Annotated in this window: 9 protein-coding genes and 1 tRNA gene; 6 read left to right on the top strand and 4 right to left on the bottom strand. The window is 64.6% G+C overall.

Annotated elements, in window-relative coordinates; all coding sequences use genetic code 11:
• The first annotated feature begins 6 nt into the window (after nucleotides 1-6).
• The gene (locus tag ACP8JZ_RS04960) at nucleotides 7-2,166 is read left to right on the top strand and encodes an ATP-dependent DNA helicase UvrD2 (RefSeq protein ID WP_371415849.1); all 2,160 of its coding nucleotides are present in this window, start codon (nucleotides 7-9) and stop codon (nucleotides 2,164-2,166) included.
• Between the two features lie 33 nt (nucleotides 2,167-2,199).
• Here ACP8JZ_RS04960 and ACP8JZ_RS04955 read toward each other — a convergent pair whose 3' ends face one another.
• Together ACP8JZ_RS04955 and ACP8JZ_RS04950 are read right to left on the bottom strand one after the other, a co-directional pair.
• Nucleotides 2,200-2,934: a hypothetical protein gene (locus tag ACP8JZ_RS04955; protein WP_484484251.1), complete on the bottom strand. Its 735-nt coding sequence runs from the start codon at nucleotides 2,932-2,934 to the stop codon at nucleotides 2,200-2,202.
• 363 nt (nucleotides 2,935-3,297) lie between these two features.
• On the bottom strand, nucleotides 3,298-5,193 hold the full coding sequence (locus ACP8JZ_RS04950) for an alpha-amylase family glycosyl hydrolase (protein ID WP_484482186.1): 1,896 nt from the start codon (nucleotides 5,191-5,193) through the stop codon (nucleotides 3,298-3,300).
• 417 nt (nucleotides 5,194-5,610) lie between these two features.
• Between ACP8JZ_RS04950 and ACP8JZ_RS04945 the strand changes: the two genes are divergently transcribed.
• Nucleotides 5,611-6,213 carry a M48 metallopeptidase family protein gene (locus ACP8JZ_RS04945; RefSeq protein ID WP_484482185.1) on the top strand — a complete coding sequence of 201 codons (603 nt, stop codon included), beginning with the start codon at nucleotides 5,611-5,613 and terminating at the stop codon, nucleotides 6,211-6,213.
• 40 nt (nucleotides 6,214-6,253) lie between these two features.
• Here ACP8JZ_RS04945 and ACP8JZ_RS04940 read toward each other — a convergent pair whose 3' ends face one another.
• On the bottom strand, nucleotides 6,254-7,681 hold the full coding sequence (locus ACP8JZ_RS04940) for a zinc-dependent metalloprotease (RefSeq protein ID WP_484482184.1): 1,428 nt from the start codon (nucleotides 7,679-7,681) through the stop codon (nucleotides 6,254-6,256).
• 135 nt (nucleotides 7,682-7,816) lie between these two features.
• On the opposite strand from ACP8JZ_RS04940, the gene ACP8JZ_RS04935 reads away from it, so the two are divergent.
• The 4 genes from ACP8JZ_RS04935 (at nucleotide 7,817) to ACP8JZ_RS04920 (ending at nucleotide 13,468) form a co-directional block, all read left to right on the top strand.
• A complete protein-coding gene (locus ACP8JZ_RS04935) occupies nucleotides 7,817-8,977 on the top strand; it encodes a YlbL family protein (protein WP_286318416.1) in 1,161 nt (386 codons plus the stop codon).
• Complete coding sequence (locus ACP8JZ_RS04930) at nucleotides 8,974-9,609, top strand: PPA1309 family protein (protein WP_484482802.1); 636 nt, start codon at nucleotides 8,974-8,976, stop codon at nucleotides 9,607-9,609. The genes ACP8JZ_RS04935 and ACP8JZ_RS04930 overlap by 4 nt, the downstream gene beginning before the upstream one ends.
• The gene (locus ACP8JZ_RS04925) at nucleotides 9,606-12,626 is read left to right on the top strand and encodes a UPF0182 family membrane protein (RefSeq protein ID WP_484482183.1); all 3,021 of its coding nucleotides are present in this window, start codon (nucleotides 9,606-9,608) and stop codon (nucleotides 12,624-12,626) included. Before ACP8JZ_RS04930 ends, ACP8JZ_RS04925 begins: the two co-directional genes overlap by 4 nt.
• 152 nt (nucleotides 12,627-12,778) lie before the next feature.
• Nucleotides 12,779-13,468 carry a universal stress protein gene (locus tag ACP8JZ_RS04920; protein ID WP_484482182.1) on the top strand — a complete coding sequence of 230 codons (690 nt, stop codon included), beginning with the start codon at nucleotides 12,779-12,781 and terminating at the stop codon, nucleotides 13,466-13,468.
• 116 nt (nucleotides 13,469-13,584) lie between these two features.
• Here the strand turns inward: ACP8JZ_RS04920 and ACP8JZ_RS04915 are convergent.
• Nucleotides 13,585-13,661: transfer RNA gene (locus ACP8JZ_RS04915), tRNA-Met, on the bottom strand.
• Between the last annotated feature and the right edge of the window lie 283 nt (nucleotides 13,662-13,944).

Below are 13,944 nucleotides of genomic sequence, written 5' to 3'. Positions count from 1 at the left end.
TTTTCCATGTCTGTGGAAAGCGACAGCTCGTGGAGCGGTTCTGTGGACAGCCTGCGTCGGGTGGGCAGAACTGTCTCACCCTGCACCTATGGTGTACCTGTGATTGATGCACCAGAGGAGATCCTTGCCGGCCTCGACCCCGAACAACGTCGCGTGGCGACCTCGTTCGGTGGGCCGGTGTGCGTCATCGCAGGTGCCGGTACCGGCAAGACGCGGGCCATCACCCACCGCATCGCCTACGGTGCCTGCACCGGAAGGCTGGATCCGCGCCGTACCCTTGCTGTCACCTTCACCACGCGAGCTGCTGGCACCATGAGGACCCGTCTTGAGGGGCTCGGTGTTCACGGTGTGCAGGCCCGAACGATCCATTCTGCCGCACTGCGACAGATCAAGTACTTCTGGCCTCGAGCCTATGGCTGCGAGTTGCCACCGGTGAGCACGAAGAGATTCCCCATGCTGGCCCAGGCCGCCCAACGATGTGGGCTCAGCACGGACACCGCCTTGTTGCGTGACCTGTCGGCAGAGGTGTCATGGGCCAAGGTGTCGAACGTCACGATCACTGACTATCCTCCTCTGGCCAGGGCTCGCCAACGAGCCGTTGCCGGGGTTTCCTCGGACACGGTCGGACGGGTTCTCGCCGGGTACGAAGCCGTCAAGCATGAGGCTGCCGTCATAGACCTGGACGACATCCTGCTGTGCGCAGCTGGACTGCTTGCCGATCATCCAGACATCCTGGACCAGGTCCATGACCAGTACCGACACTTCGTCGTCGACGAGTACCAGGACGTCTCGCCCATCCAGCACACCCTTCTCGAACTGTGGTTCGGGGATCGGGATGACGTGTGCGTGGTGGGAGACCCGCATCAGGCCATCCACGCCTTCGCCGGGGCCAAGGCTCGATACCTCATCAACTTTCCGCGGGAACACCCCGACACCATTGAGGTACGGCTGGTGCGCAACTATCGATCCACCGCCCCCATCATCGATCTCGCCAATACTCTGCTCACCCATCATCTGGGCAAGGAGGAAGCCAGATTCCACAATCTCGGAGTGAAACTGCGCTCCCAGACGGGTCAGGGGGAGCCTCCCATCTACCGTGCCTTTGATGACGAGGCCAGCGAGTCAGCTGCCATCGCCACGTGGTTGCGAGGTCAGCACGATGACGGGGTGCCGTGGTCGCAGATGGCCATTCTGCACCGGACCAATGCCCAGACTGCACCACTGGAACTTGCCCTCAGTGATCTTGACGTGCCCTACGTCGTCAAGGATGCCGAGCGCTTCTACGAACGTGCCGAGGTGAAACAGGCCCTTGCCGCGCTCACCCGAGCACTGCAGGCGGATCCACAGGCCCCCGGGCAGCGTGCTCGCGAAGTCCTGGAGGATCAGGGGTGGACCCCCCAACCTCCGGAGGGCAGCGGGATGGTGCGGCAACGGTGGGAGTCCCTGCAGGCGCTCCAGGAGGTCGCCCAGTCGGTCTCGAGGAACTCCCCGTCGGCAGGGTTGGCGGGGATCGTCACCGAGTTGGGCGAGCGAGCCCGGCGCCAGGACATTCCCGTCACCGACGGTGTGACCCTGTGTACGATGCATGCCTCCAAGGGCCTGGAGTGGGACGTGGTGGCGCTGTTCGGTGTCTCGGACTCCATGGTGCCGTTCATCCTTGCCGACAAGCATGAGGAGATCGCCGAGGAGCGCCGACTGCTGCACGTTGCCGTGACCAGAGCGCGCAGGCACCTGTGGATCTCGTACTCACGCAGCGCCAGTTCACGGAACCGATTCGGCATCTCGCGGTTTCTTCGTGGCCTGCCCGGAACACCGACCCAGACACGCAGACGTCCCAGGCGAACTGGTCAGAAACGCAAGGTCACGACCTGCTCGGTGTGCAACGGACCCATGACGGTCGCTTCGGATCAGAAACTTGGTCACCACCTGGCCTGCGAAGTGGGCGTTGACGCCGAACTCGTCGACCAGCTGCGGCAGTGGCGCAAGGAACGGGCAGAACGAGACAGCATGCCGCCATTCGTGGTCTTCACTGACGTGACGATGCTGGCGATTGCAGAGCATGAGCCGCGTACCCAGGAGGATCTGCTTGCCATTCCGGGGATCGGCAGACGCAAGGTTGAGCTGTACGGCGACGAGATCCTGCGGATCATCACTCCTGACGCGTGAGGTGAGTTCCTGCCGAGGTCACGTGTTGAGCGGTCATGCCGCCATGGCGTGCAGCAGCGGTTCGCCGTGCTCACCCGCGCTGAGCACCTGACAGCGATGGCACAGGGGGTGAACGGGTACTGTGCCGCTGCGTTCACCACGCCGGCTCCACGACCACCAGGTACCCCAGGTGTCCTGCTCGAGTCGGCGCAGCAGTGCGAGACTGAGCGCGCCAAGGGCAGGCGCATCGGCCGGTGTGGAGCGCAGCATCGTCGCACACTGTGCCCACGAGAGGTCGCGACGGGCCAGGGCGAGATCGAGGCATCGTTGGCACCGTGGTCGGTGAGGCTCGTTGATCGGTCCTAGGAACGCCATGGACCTGCCCAGCCATGCGACAGCAGTGGGGATGCGATGGCGACGTGCCAGCTGGACGAGTCCACGACCGCCCAGCAGGTCACGAGGCACGACGACGACCAGGTCGGGAGTCCGCGACCGGTGTCTGAGCCGGTGCAATGTGGCGGTGGGGGACTCGAGGACGTCGTGACGCCGGCAGGTGGCGGTGACCTCATCCATGCTGTTGAGGGCCGCTGCCAGTTCGGGCACCCCGGGCCCGTCACCCAACACATGGATGCGCCACGGAGCGGCCCTCGTCACCAGGCCAAGCTCGGTCAGGCTGTGGAGGATCCGCGGTGGTAGCTGAAGATCACGTACCTCCTCGAGGGTGGCACCTGAGAGGAGATAGGACGTGCCGTCGTCGGCCAGTAGGCGCACTCCGCCAGGTACCGGCACAGCTGCGCAGGACAGGGATGGGGAAGATCGGGGGACTGATCTGGCGTTCACGTGCTCGGAACTGGCAACGGATTCATGCATGCCATGAGGATCCCTCGCGGCCGGCGAGGCGATCCAGTGCTCTGACGGTACGGACCACACCACGGCCACGATGGACCACACCTGGAAACGTCTGGGCAACACCGCGGTGGTCTCGAGCAACACCTCATGCTCGACACCATGCCCCGATCAGGGCTGTCGGCATCCTGGCAGTGGATCTCAGTTGGGCACAGTCCAACCCCTCTCGGAGCGCCTCGAAACGGCGTCATCCCGGTTCACCGTCCAGACGATCCAGTGGTGAACCGGGGCTGTGCTGATCGGCCCTCAGTCGCGCGACAGGATTACCACGCTGTAGGGCGGCAGCACCAGGGTTGCCGAGGCCGGGTGGCCGTCGTAGTCGTCCTCGACGGCGTCGAACGACTCAGGGACGTCCACCCCGTCGAAGGCCTCGGAGTACACCTTGGCGTCGGAGTTGAGCCTCGTCACCCAGTGCCCCGCGGCTGGCATGCCAACGGTGTAGTCGCCCCAGGTCTGGGAATCCAGGTTGACCGCCACCACGACGTCGTCACCGGCCCCGCCGTCAGCCCAGCGGTGGAAGGCATAGATGTGGTTGTCCGGGTTGAGGTGCAGGGTGTCGACATGCTGGCCGGTGAGCCCCTTGGTGTGGCCCTCCTTGTTGAGACGCAGTCTGACGAGGTCGCTGTACATGCGGAAAATGCCGGTGAACTCGTCCTGCTGGTCCCAGTGCAATGGCACGGTGTCGCGGAACCACTCGCCCTCCAGGAACTCCTGGCCCTGGAAGATCATCGGCAGGCCTGGGGAGGTGAGCACCAGGGCTGCTCCCAAGGTGGAGCGCTTCTGGGCGTAGTAACCGGTCGGGTCACCGTCGTCGACCTCCTGGGGCACCCGGGCCGAGCCATTGGCGACCTCGTCGTGGGACTCGGTGTAGATGACGCGGGAGAAGGCGTCACCGTAGGAGAACTCCACCGCGTCACGCACCGCATCCATGTCACGATCCTCGTCGGAGGCGGAGATGACGGCGGCACGGATCGGGTGGACGAAATGGTTGTCCCACTGGGCATGGAAGGCGGCGCCGTCATCGTCGGTCGAGACGACCTTCGGCTCGCCGTGCAGGTCCTCGGCGATGGTGATGGCCCGTGGGAAACGCTCGCGGATCTCGGTGTTGATCCAGTGGGTGAGGCTCCAGCCGTCGGGGATGTTCGTCTCACCGGCGTCGACACTGCGCATGTACGGGGTCATGTCGTAGCGCAGTCCGTCGGCGTGGAACTCCGCCAACCACATCATCGCGTTGTCACGAATGAACTCACGCACCTCGCCGCGACCGTAGTCGGGACGGGTGTCGCCCCACGGAGTCGAGGACTTCCAGTCGTTGTAGAAGTAGATTCCGCCCTTGTCGTTCTCGCTCCAGCCGTCGAACTGCCACAGGTCGAGGTCCGAGGGGCCGAAGTGGTTGTAGACGACGTCGATGATGACGGCCAGACCGTGCCGGTGGCACACCTTGACCAGGTCACGCAGTTTCTCCGGGCCGCCGTAGGCGCTCTCGACGGCGAAGATGTGGGCGGGGTTGTAGCCCCAGGAGTAGTCGCCGGCAAACTCCATGAGTGGCATGAGTTCGATGGCGTTGACGCCCAGGTGGACGAGATGGTCGAGCTTCTCCTCGATGGTGTCCAGGGTGGCAGGTTTGTCGTCGTCGGGATCCTTGTCGAAGAAGGTGCCGACGTGCATCTCGTAGATGACCATCTCATTGAGGGTGGGGGCGGTGAAGTCGTCCCCCTCCCAGTCGTAGGCATCTGGATCGGTGATGATCGCGTTGCCGATCGAACTCGTCACATGACGGGCGTAGGGATCGATGCGGGAGATCACCTGGTCACCGTTGACGAGGACGAATCGGTACTCCTCGCCAACCTTCGCCCCGGCCACCTGGCCGTACCAGTAACCATTGTCCTCACTGAGCAGCTGGTGAGGGGCGGACTTCACCTTCTGCGCGTCATCCTTGCTGCCATCGGGCTGGGCAGCCCAGTCGTCGAAGGTACCGGTGACGGCAACGGCCTCGGCGTGTGGAGCCCACACCCGGAATGCGGCGCCGCCATTGATGATGGACACGCCCATGCCCTTGGCGCGCTCGGCATAGTCGGTGGGAATGGGGTCGTTGGCGTTCACACGCAGATTTCCGGTGGCGATCCTCGCGTCGTCGGTCATCGTTCTCCCTCTCATCACGAGTCAATCACTGTGAACAGTACCTGACGGCAATGGGTGAGGGGCCATCTTGGCGAATGAGGTGGTGACGCCGTGTCCAGCGTCTCAGCAGTGCTCGCAGGCTCTCAGGGGAGGACGCGGAGGTCATCTCGATTGTCCGAGATCATGACGGAAAAGCTCTCCGGGCCTGTTGGCGTGTCTTCCCCACACTCCACCGGCCCGAAGAGCTGACCTACATACTAGACGTCCTTGACGCTGAGTGGCAAAACCGCTGATAACCGGGCCTGATTGGTGGGTGGAAAAGCGGCATTGCGCTGCACCCGATCAGGCGCCGCACTGAGTCACAGATGTTGGGGTCACAGGTGTGGGGCATGTCGTGGGATGCAGACTCCCCGGGGCTGCATGGGCCATCATGAAGGTATGACAGAGTCCTTCCTCCCCGCGACCCCGACCCGTCCGGCAGTGGTCGTCCGACGTAGCAAGAAGCGGCATCGCACCTTGTCAGCGCGCCAGGACGGCGACCATGTCCTCGTCATGGTTCCGTGGGGCATGGACCCTGACGAGGAGCGGCGCAAGGTGGAGAAACTCGTCACCACATTGCTCAACCGACGTCGCCGGTACACTGCCACCACCGACGAGGAGCTCATGGAGCGAGCCGACAGACTGGCCAAGAGCTATCTTGATCCAGTCGTGGGCAGCCGGGTACGTCCCAGCAGCGTGCGATGGGTCACCAACCAGAATCACCGCTGGGGCTCGTGCACCGTCCGGACCGGACAGATCCGGTTGTCAGCGAGGATGGCCGTTTTCCCCAGATGGGTGAGTGACTACGTGCTGCTGCACGAGCTGTGTCACCTCGTCGAGCCGAACCACGGCAGCAGGTTTCATGAACTGCTCAGCCGGTACCCACAGGCGGACAAGGCGGAGGGGTTCCTCACCGGCTGGAGTTGGGCCACCTCCATGGGCGGTATCGACGAGGGAGAGGGGGCGGACGCAGTGGACCCGGCACCGGCCGACATCGACTGACACCTCACTCGAGACCAGACAGGCTCGAGCCGGCAGGATCTCAGTGAGTGCCGCCCTCGTCACGCAGCAGCTGCTCGAGCTCGGCGTCCAGACCATCCAGGCTGCTGGAGGAGTCGTTGACGTCACGGTCTGCCTGGACATAGCCGATCGGGTCGGCAAGGTCCCCGGCCGTGGGGATGAGGTCGGGATGGTGCCACACGGCGTCACGGCCCACCGTCCCACGTGCATGACGCAGCGCAGCCCACAGATTACCTGCCTCGCGCACGTGGCGGGGGCGTAGGCTCAGCCCGAGCAGGGAGTCGAAGAACTGCGCAGCGGGGCCGCCGGTCGCCCGCCGCCGCCTCGTCACCTCGATGAGCTGGGCGTGGGAGGGCAGCCAGGTGCGTGCCACCTCGCCGGTGACGTCGTCCACCCAACCCTCGATGAGCGCCAGCAGGGTTTCCAACCGCTTGAGGACCCCCTCCTGCTCCGGGGTGGTCGAGGGTTCGAACAACCGGCCCTGCAGGTCCTGCGACATCTGCTCCAGTTTCTCACCGGTGAGGTTCTGCACGTCGTCCAGGTTGATTGCGGACTCAATGGCGCTGGAGTCGATGCGAATCTCACGTGCATAGTGCTCGATGAGCGCGAGCAGCTGCGGACCGAGCCAGGCCACGGAGTTGAACAATCGCTGCCGCGCAGCCTCACGCAGCACCAGATACAGCTGGACGTCGTGCGGATCCAGGTGCAGATTGTTCCACTCGTCACCGATGTTGGCCGGCAGGGTGATGACCTGCGCACCTGGCAGCACCTGCAGGCCGATCTCGGTGCCGGTGGTCGTCACCGTTGACAAGGTGGCCAGACTCTCGGCGAGTTGGGAACCGTACAGGGATGCTGCGATGCGGCGCAGCACTGGGGTCATGGTGGAGGCCAGTGCGCTGAGGAGTTCATCGTCGAGCATGCCTGGTTCCGGGCGCAGGACACCGGCCAAGGCGTTCGTCAAGGACATGAGGACCGGCTCGACGAGACGCTGCCAGGCCGGGAAGGTGCTCTCGATCCACTCGGCGCGACTCCACGGTGCCGGGGCGGCGGTGACGCCGGGGAACTCACAGTGCTGATCCAGCCAGTTCTCCGCCAGCCGGGTGGTGTCCAGGAGATTCTGACGCTGCTCCGCACCGGGGGTGGGATCTGGCCCCTTGCTGGCCGAGACGTGGCGGGCAACGTCCTTGAGCTGGTTCCAGTCGATCGGTGCGGAGTCATCACCAGGTGCAGCGGCACCTGACGTGGGGAAACCGGCCATGGGGAAGGTGAACCCGAATCCCTGCGATCCCGGTGCTGCGTTGAACATCTCGCCCAGCTGCTTGAGGAACGCCTCCGATTCCGACTGCGAGGGCATGTGGAGCCCCATCTGCTCCATCATTCGTCGCAGTTGCTCGGCGAATTGCTCAGGATCGGGTTCACCAGGACGCGGGTTCGTGGAATCGTCGCTCATGAACATGCTCCTTCGGCAGCGGCTGAGGCGTCTTCTGGCACATTCTATGTGTCCCGTGCCCGTGACCAAACACGTCATGGGCGCGGGAATGGCGCGTGTGCGACCTGTTCACCGACGGTTTGTACGATAAGAACCATGTCTGCTGCACCACCGTCTGCAACCGCCCCAGGTCACACCCCCGGACGGCCACACCGGTGGCGGCACACCGGCCAGGGCGGGCCCGATCGGGGATCTGGACGGCACGGGCAGTCCGGACTGCACCGGTGGACCCTCCTTGCCAGCGCTCTGTGCCTGGTCGTCGTCATGATTCTGCTGTGGGCGGTTCCGGTGCCCTTCGTGGCATGGAGTCCGGGGCAGACCGTCGATCTTGCCGGCCGCAATGGTTCCAAACCAGTGGTGCAGGTCAGTGGTCTGCCGGCACGCCAGACCAAGGGCGAGGTGCGCATGACGACGGTGTCGGTGACCAGCGTCGACTCCGTCCTCAGCCTCTCGGAGGCACTGGTCACCTCGTGGCTCCCGGATCACGACGTCCTTCCCAGGGACGTCGTCTACCAGCCCGGGCTGAGCAATGACGAGGTCCGGGCCAGTGAGATGAAGATGATGGACACCTCCCAGTCCGATGCGGTTGTCGCAGCTCTGCGGGCTGCGGGGCAACCGGTCACCGAGGTCCCCATGGCAGCGGGGGTGAGCACCTCTGGACCAGCGACCAATGTCATGGCGCCGGGAGATCTCATCACCCATGTCGATGGCCGAAAGGTGTCCACCCCTGCTGACGTCCAGCACGAGATCCGAGCCCATGACGTGGGAGAGCCCGTCCCGTTCACGGTGGAACGAAACGGCAAGGCGCGCAATGTCGTCGTCACGACGACTGCCCAACCAGACAATCCCAAGATTCCGCTCATCGGTATCTCGGTGACCAACGGGTACCGATATGACACGCGGGTGCGATTCAACCTTCCCGAGGGCATCGTCGGCCCCAGTGCTGGGCTCATGATGTCGTTGGCCACCTATCAGACGATTGCCCCCTCCGACCTCGTGGGAGACCTGCGCCTGGCAGGAACCGGCACCGTGGCGCCAGATGGAACCGTGTCGTCAATCGGGGGCATCCAGGAGAAGATGGCCGGTGCCGAGCGCGACGGGGCACAGGTGTTCCTCGTCCCCGCTGGCAACTGTCAGGACATCGCCGGGCACAAAACATCCATGAAATTGGTTAAGGTGACCAGCCTGAGGGACGCCATTGCCAGCGTCCAGAACATTCGCTCCGGTGCGCAAACAAAAGAGGTTCCCCATTGCTGAGCAACGCTGATCCCCAGCACGACTCCGACGATCTTCCCGGCCACGACGACGCCCTCGTCGCGGCTCTCACCGAGATTGACTCCTTCGTCAACCAGGCCGGCTGGGGGGTGCCGGCCAGGTTGTTCGCTCTCGTCAACACGGAGAAGCTACGAGAATCGGAACCAGCCCTGGCGCAGCACCTGGTTGCCGGGTCGCCGGATTCCCTGTCGAGCATCGAGCAGGACGAGTTCCACGCCGGTGACGACATCGAGGCTGCGTTGGCATCGGTCATGTGGCCCGACTCGGTGGACGGGGCGGCGATCACCTTGGAGCGGGTCTTCCTCCCCAACGACGTGGAGGACGAGATCCCGGCGGACCCCGCCCAGGCCGCCACCTTCGTGGCCTCCCATCCTCGCCGCCAGGACGTACGCGTCATCGTCGGTGTGCTGCGCACTGGTGAACATCACGCACTGGCACGGTTGCTGGACCACCCCGACGACCTGCTGTCGGGCACCGATCTTGTCCCGGCCCTGGAGATGGCACTGCTGCACACCTTCGACCCGACTACCGGGGACGTCGCAGTGAGCGACGACATGGCTGCGAAGGATGCACACCGTCCGGCCGGGCCCGCCGGCACGAGAGGAGATCGATGATGAGCTCGCCATTCACCCGAGGAGTTCGTCGATCGCGGCGCAATCGCAGGGCCGCGACCCATTGCGGCGGTTGGATCGCTGCTGCAGTGGTGACGGGCATCGTGCTGTGCTGGCTGGTGGCCTCGTCCATCACCTCGAACCTGCTGTGGTTCTCCTCACTGCATTTCCAGCGGGTCTACCTCACCAGACTGCTCACCGGAACCGGACTGTTCCTCGCCGTCGGAACTCTTGTGTGGACCACCACTGCCGGCAACATGGTGCTGGCCATGAAATTGCGTCCTCGCACCGTGGCCGAGACGAACACCGAGTTCGCCCGGAAGTACCGTGCCTACCTCGAGAAACATCACCGCGCGATCATCGGCATCTGCTCCGGGGCACTGGCACTGATCATTGCTGCGACGTCCGTCGCCCAGACCACCACTGTGCTGGCATGGTGGAATGCGACGTCGTTCGGGGCCCGTGATCCGTACTTCGACAAGGACATCTCGTTCTACGTCTTCGACTACCCGTGGTACAGGTACCTGGTGTCGCTGGGGATGGCACTGGTCATCGCATGCGTCATCGCGGCCTTCGGCGTTCATCTCGTCATGGGGTCGGTGAACTACCTCGTGCCGCGCAGCCTGGTTCCCGGTGGCCTGGCCCAGGCCAGACGCACCGAGCAGCATCTGCTCTCCGCACGTGCGCAGTCGCACATCTCGGTGCTGCTGGCCATCGGTCTGGTGTTCTTCGGGTTGTCGACGATCCTGGGGCGTTACGGGCTCGCCGTTTCCGACAACGGTCTGTTCACCGGCGTCGGATTCACTGCCGACCACTACCGGGCCACCGCCAAGATCGTCGTTGCCATCATCGCCTTCCTCGTCGCGGCGTTGTTCGTCGCCAACGCCTGGTGGCGACGCTGGGGTGTGCCGGGAATGGGCATTGCGCTCATGCTCGTCTCCACCCTCATCATCCAGGGCATCTATCCAGCCGTCATGCAGCGGTTCCAGGTCGTTCCGGACGCCCCGGACAAGGAACGGCCCTACATCGTCAACAACATTGCTGCCACCCGCAAGGCGTTCGGCATCCAGGACACGACGATCACCGACTACGCTGCACGCACCACGACGTCAGCCGGTCAGCTCAAGACCGACGCCGAGACGCTGCCGGCCATCCGACTCATGGACCCCGCCGTTGTCGCTCCCACTTTCGAGCAGTTGCAGCAGGTACGCGGTTTCTACTCCTTCCCCAAGATCCTTGACGTGGACCGTTACACGATCGACGGCAAGTCCACCGATGTCGTCGTGGGAGCCCGCGAGATCGACCAGAACGGCATCGCCGACAAGAGCTGGAACAACGTCCACACCGTCTACACCCACGGCTACGGCATGGTCGCCGCTGCCGGTGGACGCCGGGAGAACTCCGGGGAACCCACCTGGTTGGCCAAGGACATCCCCACCACCGGATCCATCAAGGAGAACCAGTCACGCGTCTACTACGGCGAGATGGCGGATCCCTGGGTGGTCGTCGGTGCTCGAGACGGGGCAGAACCCGTTGAGCTCGACACTCCCGGTGGTGGTTCGGCAGCTGCCGGGACCGAGACCATGACCACCTATGCCGGACACGGTGGGGTGGCCATCGGCAATCCGGTGTTGCGTACCATGTACGCCACCCAGATGGCCGACATCAACCTGCTGCTCTCGGACCGGGTGCACTCGAACTCCAAGATCCTCTACGACCGCAAGCCCCGTGACCGGGTCGCCAAGGTTGCCCCGTGGCTCACCGTGGACAGCGACTCCCTGCCCGCTGTCGTCGATGGACGCATGGTGTGGATCGTCGACGGGTACACGACCTCCTCGGACTACCCGAACTCCACCAAGGTCGATCTGCGCGATGCTGCCTCCGACTCCACGACCGGCAACCGGGTCGCCCAGCGTGGCACCGAGATCAACTACATCCGCAACAGTGTCAAGGCCGTCGTGGATGCCTATGACGGCACGGTCCAGCTGTATGCCTGGCAACCCGACGACCCCATCCTGCAGACCTGGCAGAAGGTGTACCCCGGAACCGTGAAGCCACGTAGTGCCATGTCGAAGGATCTGTTGGCGCACGTGCGCTATCCCCAGGACCTCTTCAAGGTGCAGCGGGCCATGCTCGGCCAGTACCACACCACCAACCCCAACACGTGGTACCAGCACAACGACGTCTGGGAGGCACCCGACGACCCGGTCCGTTCCGACGCCGGGCTGGAGCCTCCGTACTACCTCACGATTCGCTGGCCCGACGACGACGATCCGCAGTACTCCGCGACCGCCGTCATGGTGCCGAACAAGCGGCAGAATCTGGCCTCCTACGTCTCGGTCGGATCCGACGCCACCAAACCCGGGTACGGCAAGATCCGGGTGCTGCGGATGTCTGGGACGACCCAGATCGCCGGCCCCAACCAGACCGCCAGCGCCATCACCGCCGACGAGAACGTCTCGGCGAAACTGTTGCCGTACCAGAATCGTGGTTCGGCCTCGGCAACCCACGGCAACCTCCTCACCCTTCCGGTGGGCGGCGGACTCATGTACGTCCAACCCATCTATGCCCAACGCCAGACGGGTAGCGGTGGATATCCGGTGTTGCGGTTCGTCGCCGTGCGGTTCGGCGAGAACGTCGGCATCGGTGACACCCTGCAGGAGGCCCTGGACCAGGTCTTCGGTGGTGACGCCGGCGCCTCGACGGGGGAGACCGCAGTCGACATGACGGACCCAGACGTGCCTGGCCAGCAGGGATCGGCCGGCAGTCCATCGGCCGCTCCACAGGCGCCGCCCAGTGCTGCATCATCAGCCTCACCGTCACCCGGTGCGAGGAGCGGTGGGGCAACCGGCGTGCCGAGCCCGAATACCTCCACCGACGCCTCCGAGCTGCTGGACCAGGCGCAGAAGGCCTTCGTGCAGGCGGACAAGGCCTTGGACGAGGGCAATCTGGGGGAGTACCAGAAGCAGGTCGACCAGGCTCGCACGCTCGTCGAGCAGGCCCGCAAGCTGCCTCGCTGAGTGCGGCCGCGCACAATCGTCCGGGGGTGATGGACGGTTGTGCGCGGCATGTGTACAGACCCTGCGGAGGATTCCCTGCTTCTGACCATCGTCGGGTGTCGTGGGGCTACTGTGGGACCCATCAAGGATGATCTCAGTCCAAGGAGGCTGACATGACGACCACCGCTGACGTCTCACGAGAATCCGCCTGCCCCGCCTGCGGGTCGACGACCACCAAGCACGAGCACCTTCCGCGAGTTCCCATGAGCGATCATCCCCTCGTGGTGGCAGTGTTTCCCGGAATTCCAGTACGTATCATCGAGGCTGCCTTGGAACATGCCCGTGCCCACCGGTGCGAGTTGGTCATGGCCTACGTCGATGAGTCCCGCGTCCCGGTGGCCGATGGCGAGGGTTCCGTCCCCCTCATCCCCGACGAGGAGCGCACCCCCTGCCACGAGCGTGAGGTCGATCTGCGCACCGCCCTGGAGCAGGTGATGAGCGCCCACCCGGACATCACCTGGCAGTTCCGCTACCTGGCTGGACTGACGGACCGTGAACTCGCGCACCTGGCACACACCGTCAATGCCGGTGCCTTCATGGTGGGCACCCGGGCACCGGGATTCCGCTGGCAGGCCAAGGAGTGGTTCGACGGTTCGGTCGCCATACAGCTCTCGCGACGCCAACGTCGTCCGATCATCATCGTGCCGCTGCGCGGGGAGGACTGGACACTCGTCCTGCACGCCAACCGGGTGGGTACCGGGGTGACGAAGGCCGAGGACCTTCCCGACGACCAGGACGTGTCCCACGGCAGGGAGTCTGACGACTCCCGTGGTGAGGATGGCGCTGGCAGCTCTCACGACTGAGCGTAATCCCTGATGTCCCGACGTGAGGCGTGCTGGGAGAACACCGACGTCCACGTCTCGAATGGTTCCCATCGGAGATGAAAAATCCCCGCCAGCCCAAGAGCTGGCGGGGAACGTGGTAGCGGGGACAGGATTTGAACCTGTGACCTCCGGGTTATGAGCCCGGCGAGCTACCGAACTGCTCCACCCCGCGTCGACTCGTTTCACTATACACATGTCTGTGGTGCATGCAAAATCGAGTCGCGGAGCTACGGTGCGGCAGCGCGAAACAGCTGAGATCGCGTCCTTGATCGTGGACATCGCCCGGGACGCACCTTCTCGTGGCTCTCGGCCTGCTCCACCGGCTCGGGGGGGTCAAGGACACGGTGGCCGCGGTGGAGGTCGCCGATCCTGGCACGGCGTTCACCTCCTGCACCTCTGTCAGCGCCCCGGTGGGTGACCTTGGTCGGTGCGGCCCCAGATGGGGAGTGGATCTC

The sequence above is a fragment of the Cutibacterium sp. LaCa_286 genome (assembly GCF_057198075.1).
Note: the sequence above shows the minus strand (reverse complement) of the source record. Positions and strands in the feature narration are given on the sequence as shown.

Excerpts from the sequence above, each read along its gene's own strand:
- ACP8JZ_RS04920 (WP_484482182.1), top strand. The coding sequence starts at position 12,779 with ATGACGACCACCGCTGACGTCTCACGAGAATCCGCCTGCCCCGCCTGC.
- ACP8JZ_RS04925 (WP_484482183.1), top strand. The coding sequence starts at position 9,606 with ATGATGAGCTCGCCATTCACCCGAGGAGTTCGTCGATCGCGGCGCAAT.
- ACP8JZ_RS04960 (WP_371415849.1), top strand. The coding sequence starts at position 7 with ATGTCTGTGGAAAGCGACAGCTCGTGGAGCGGTTCTGTGGACAGCCTG.
- ACP8JZ_RS04945 (WP_484482185.1), top strand. The coding sequence starts at position 5,611 with ATGACAGAGTCCTTCCTCCCCGCGACCCCGACCCGTCCGGCAGTGGTC.
- ACP8JZ_RS04950 (WP_484482186.1), bottom strand. The coding sequence starts at position 5,193 with ATGACCGACGACGCGAGGATCGCCACCGGAAATCTGCGTGTGAACGCC.
- ACP8JZ_RS04940 (WP_484482184.1), bottom strand. The coding sequence starts at position 7,681 with ATGAGCGACGATTCCACGAACCCGCGTCCTGGTGAACCCGATCCTGAG.
- ACP8JZ_RS04935 (WP_286318416.1), top strand. The coding sequence starts at position 7,817 with ATGTCTGCTGCACCACCGTCTGCAACCGCCCCAGGTCACACCCCCGGA.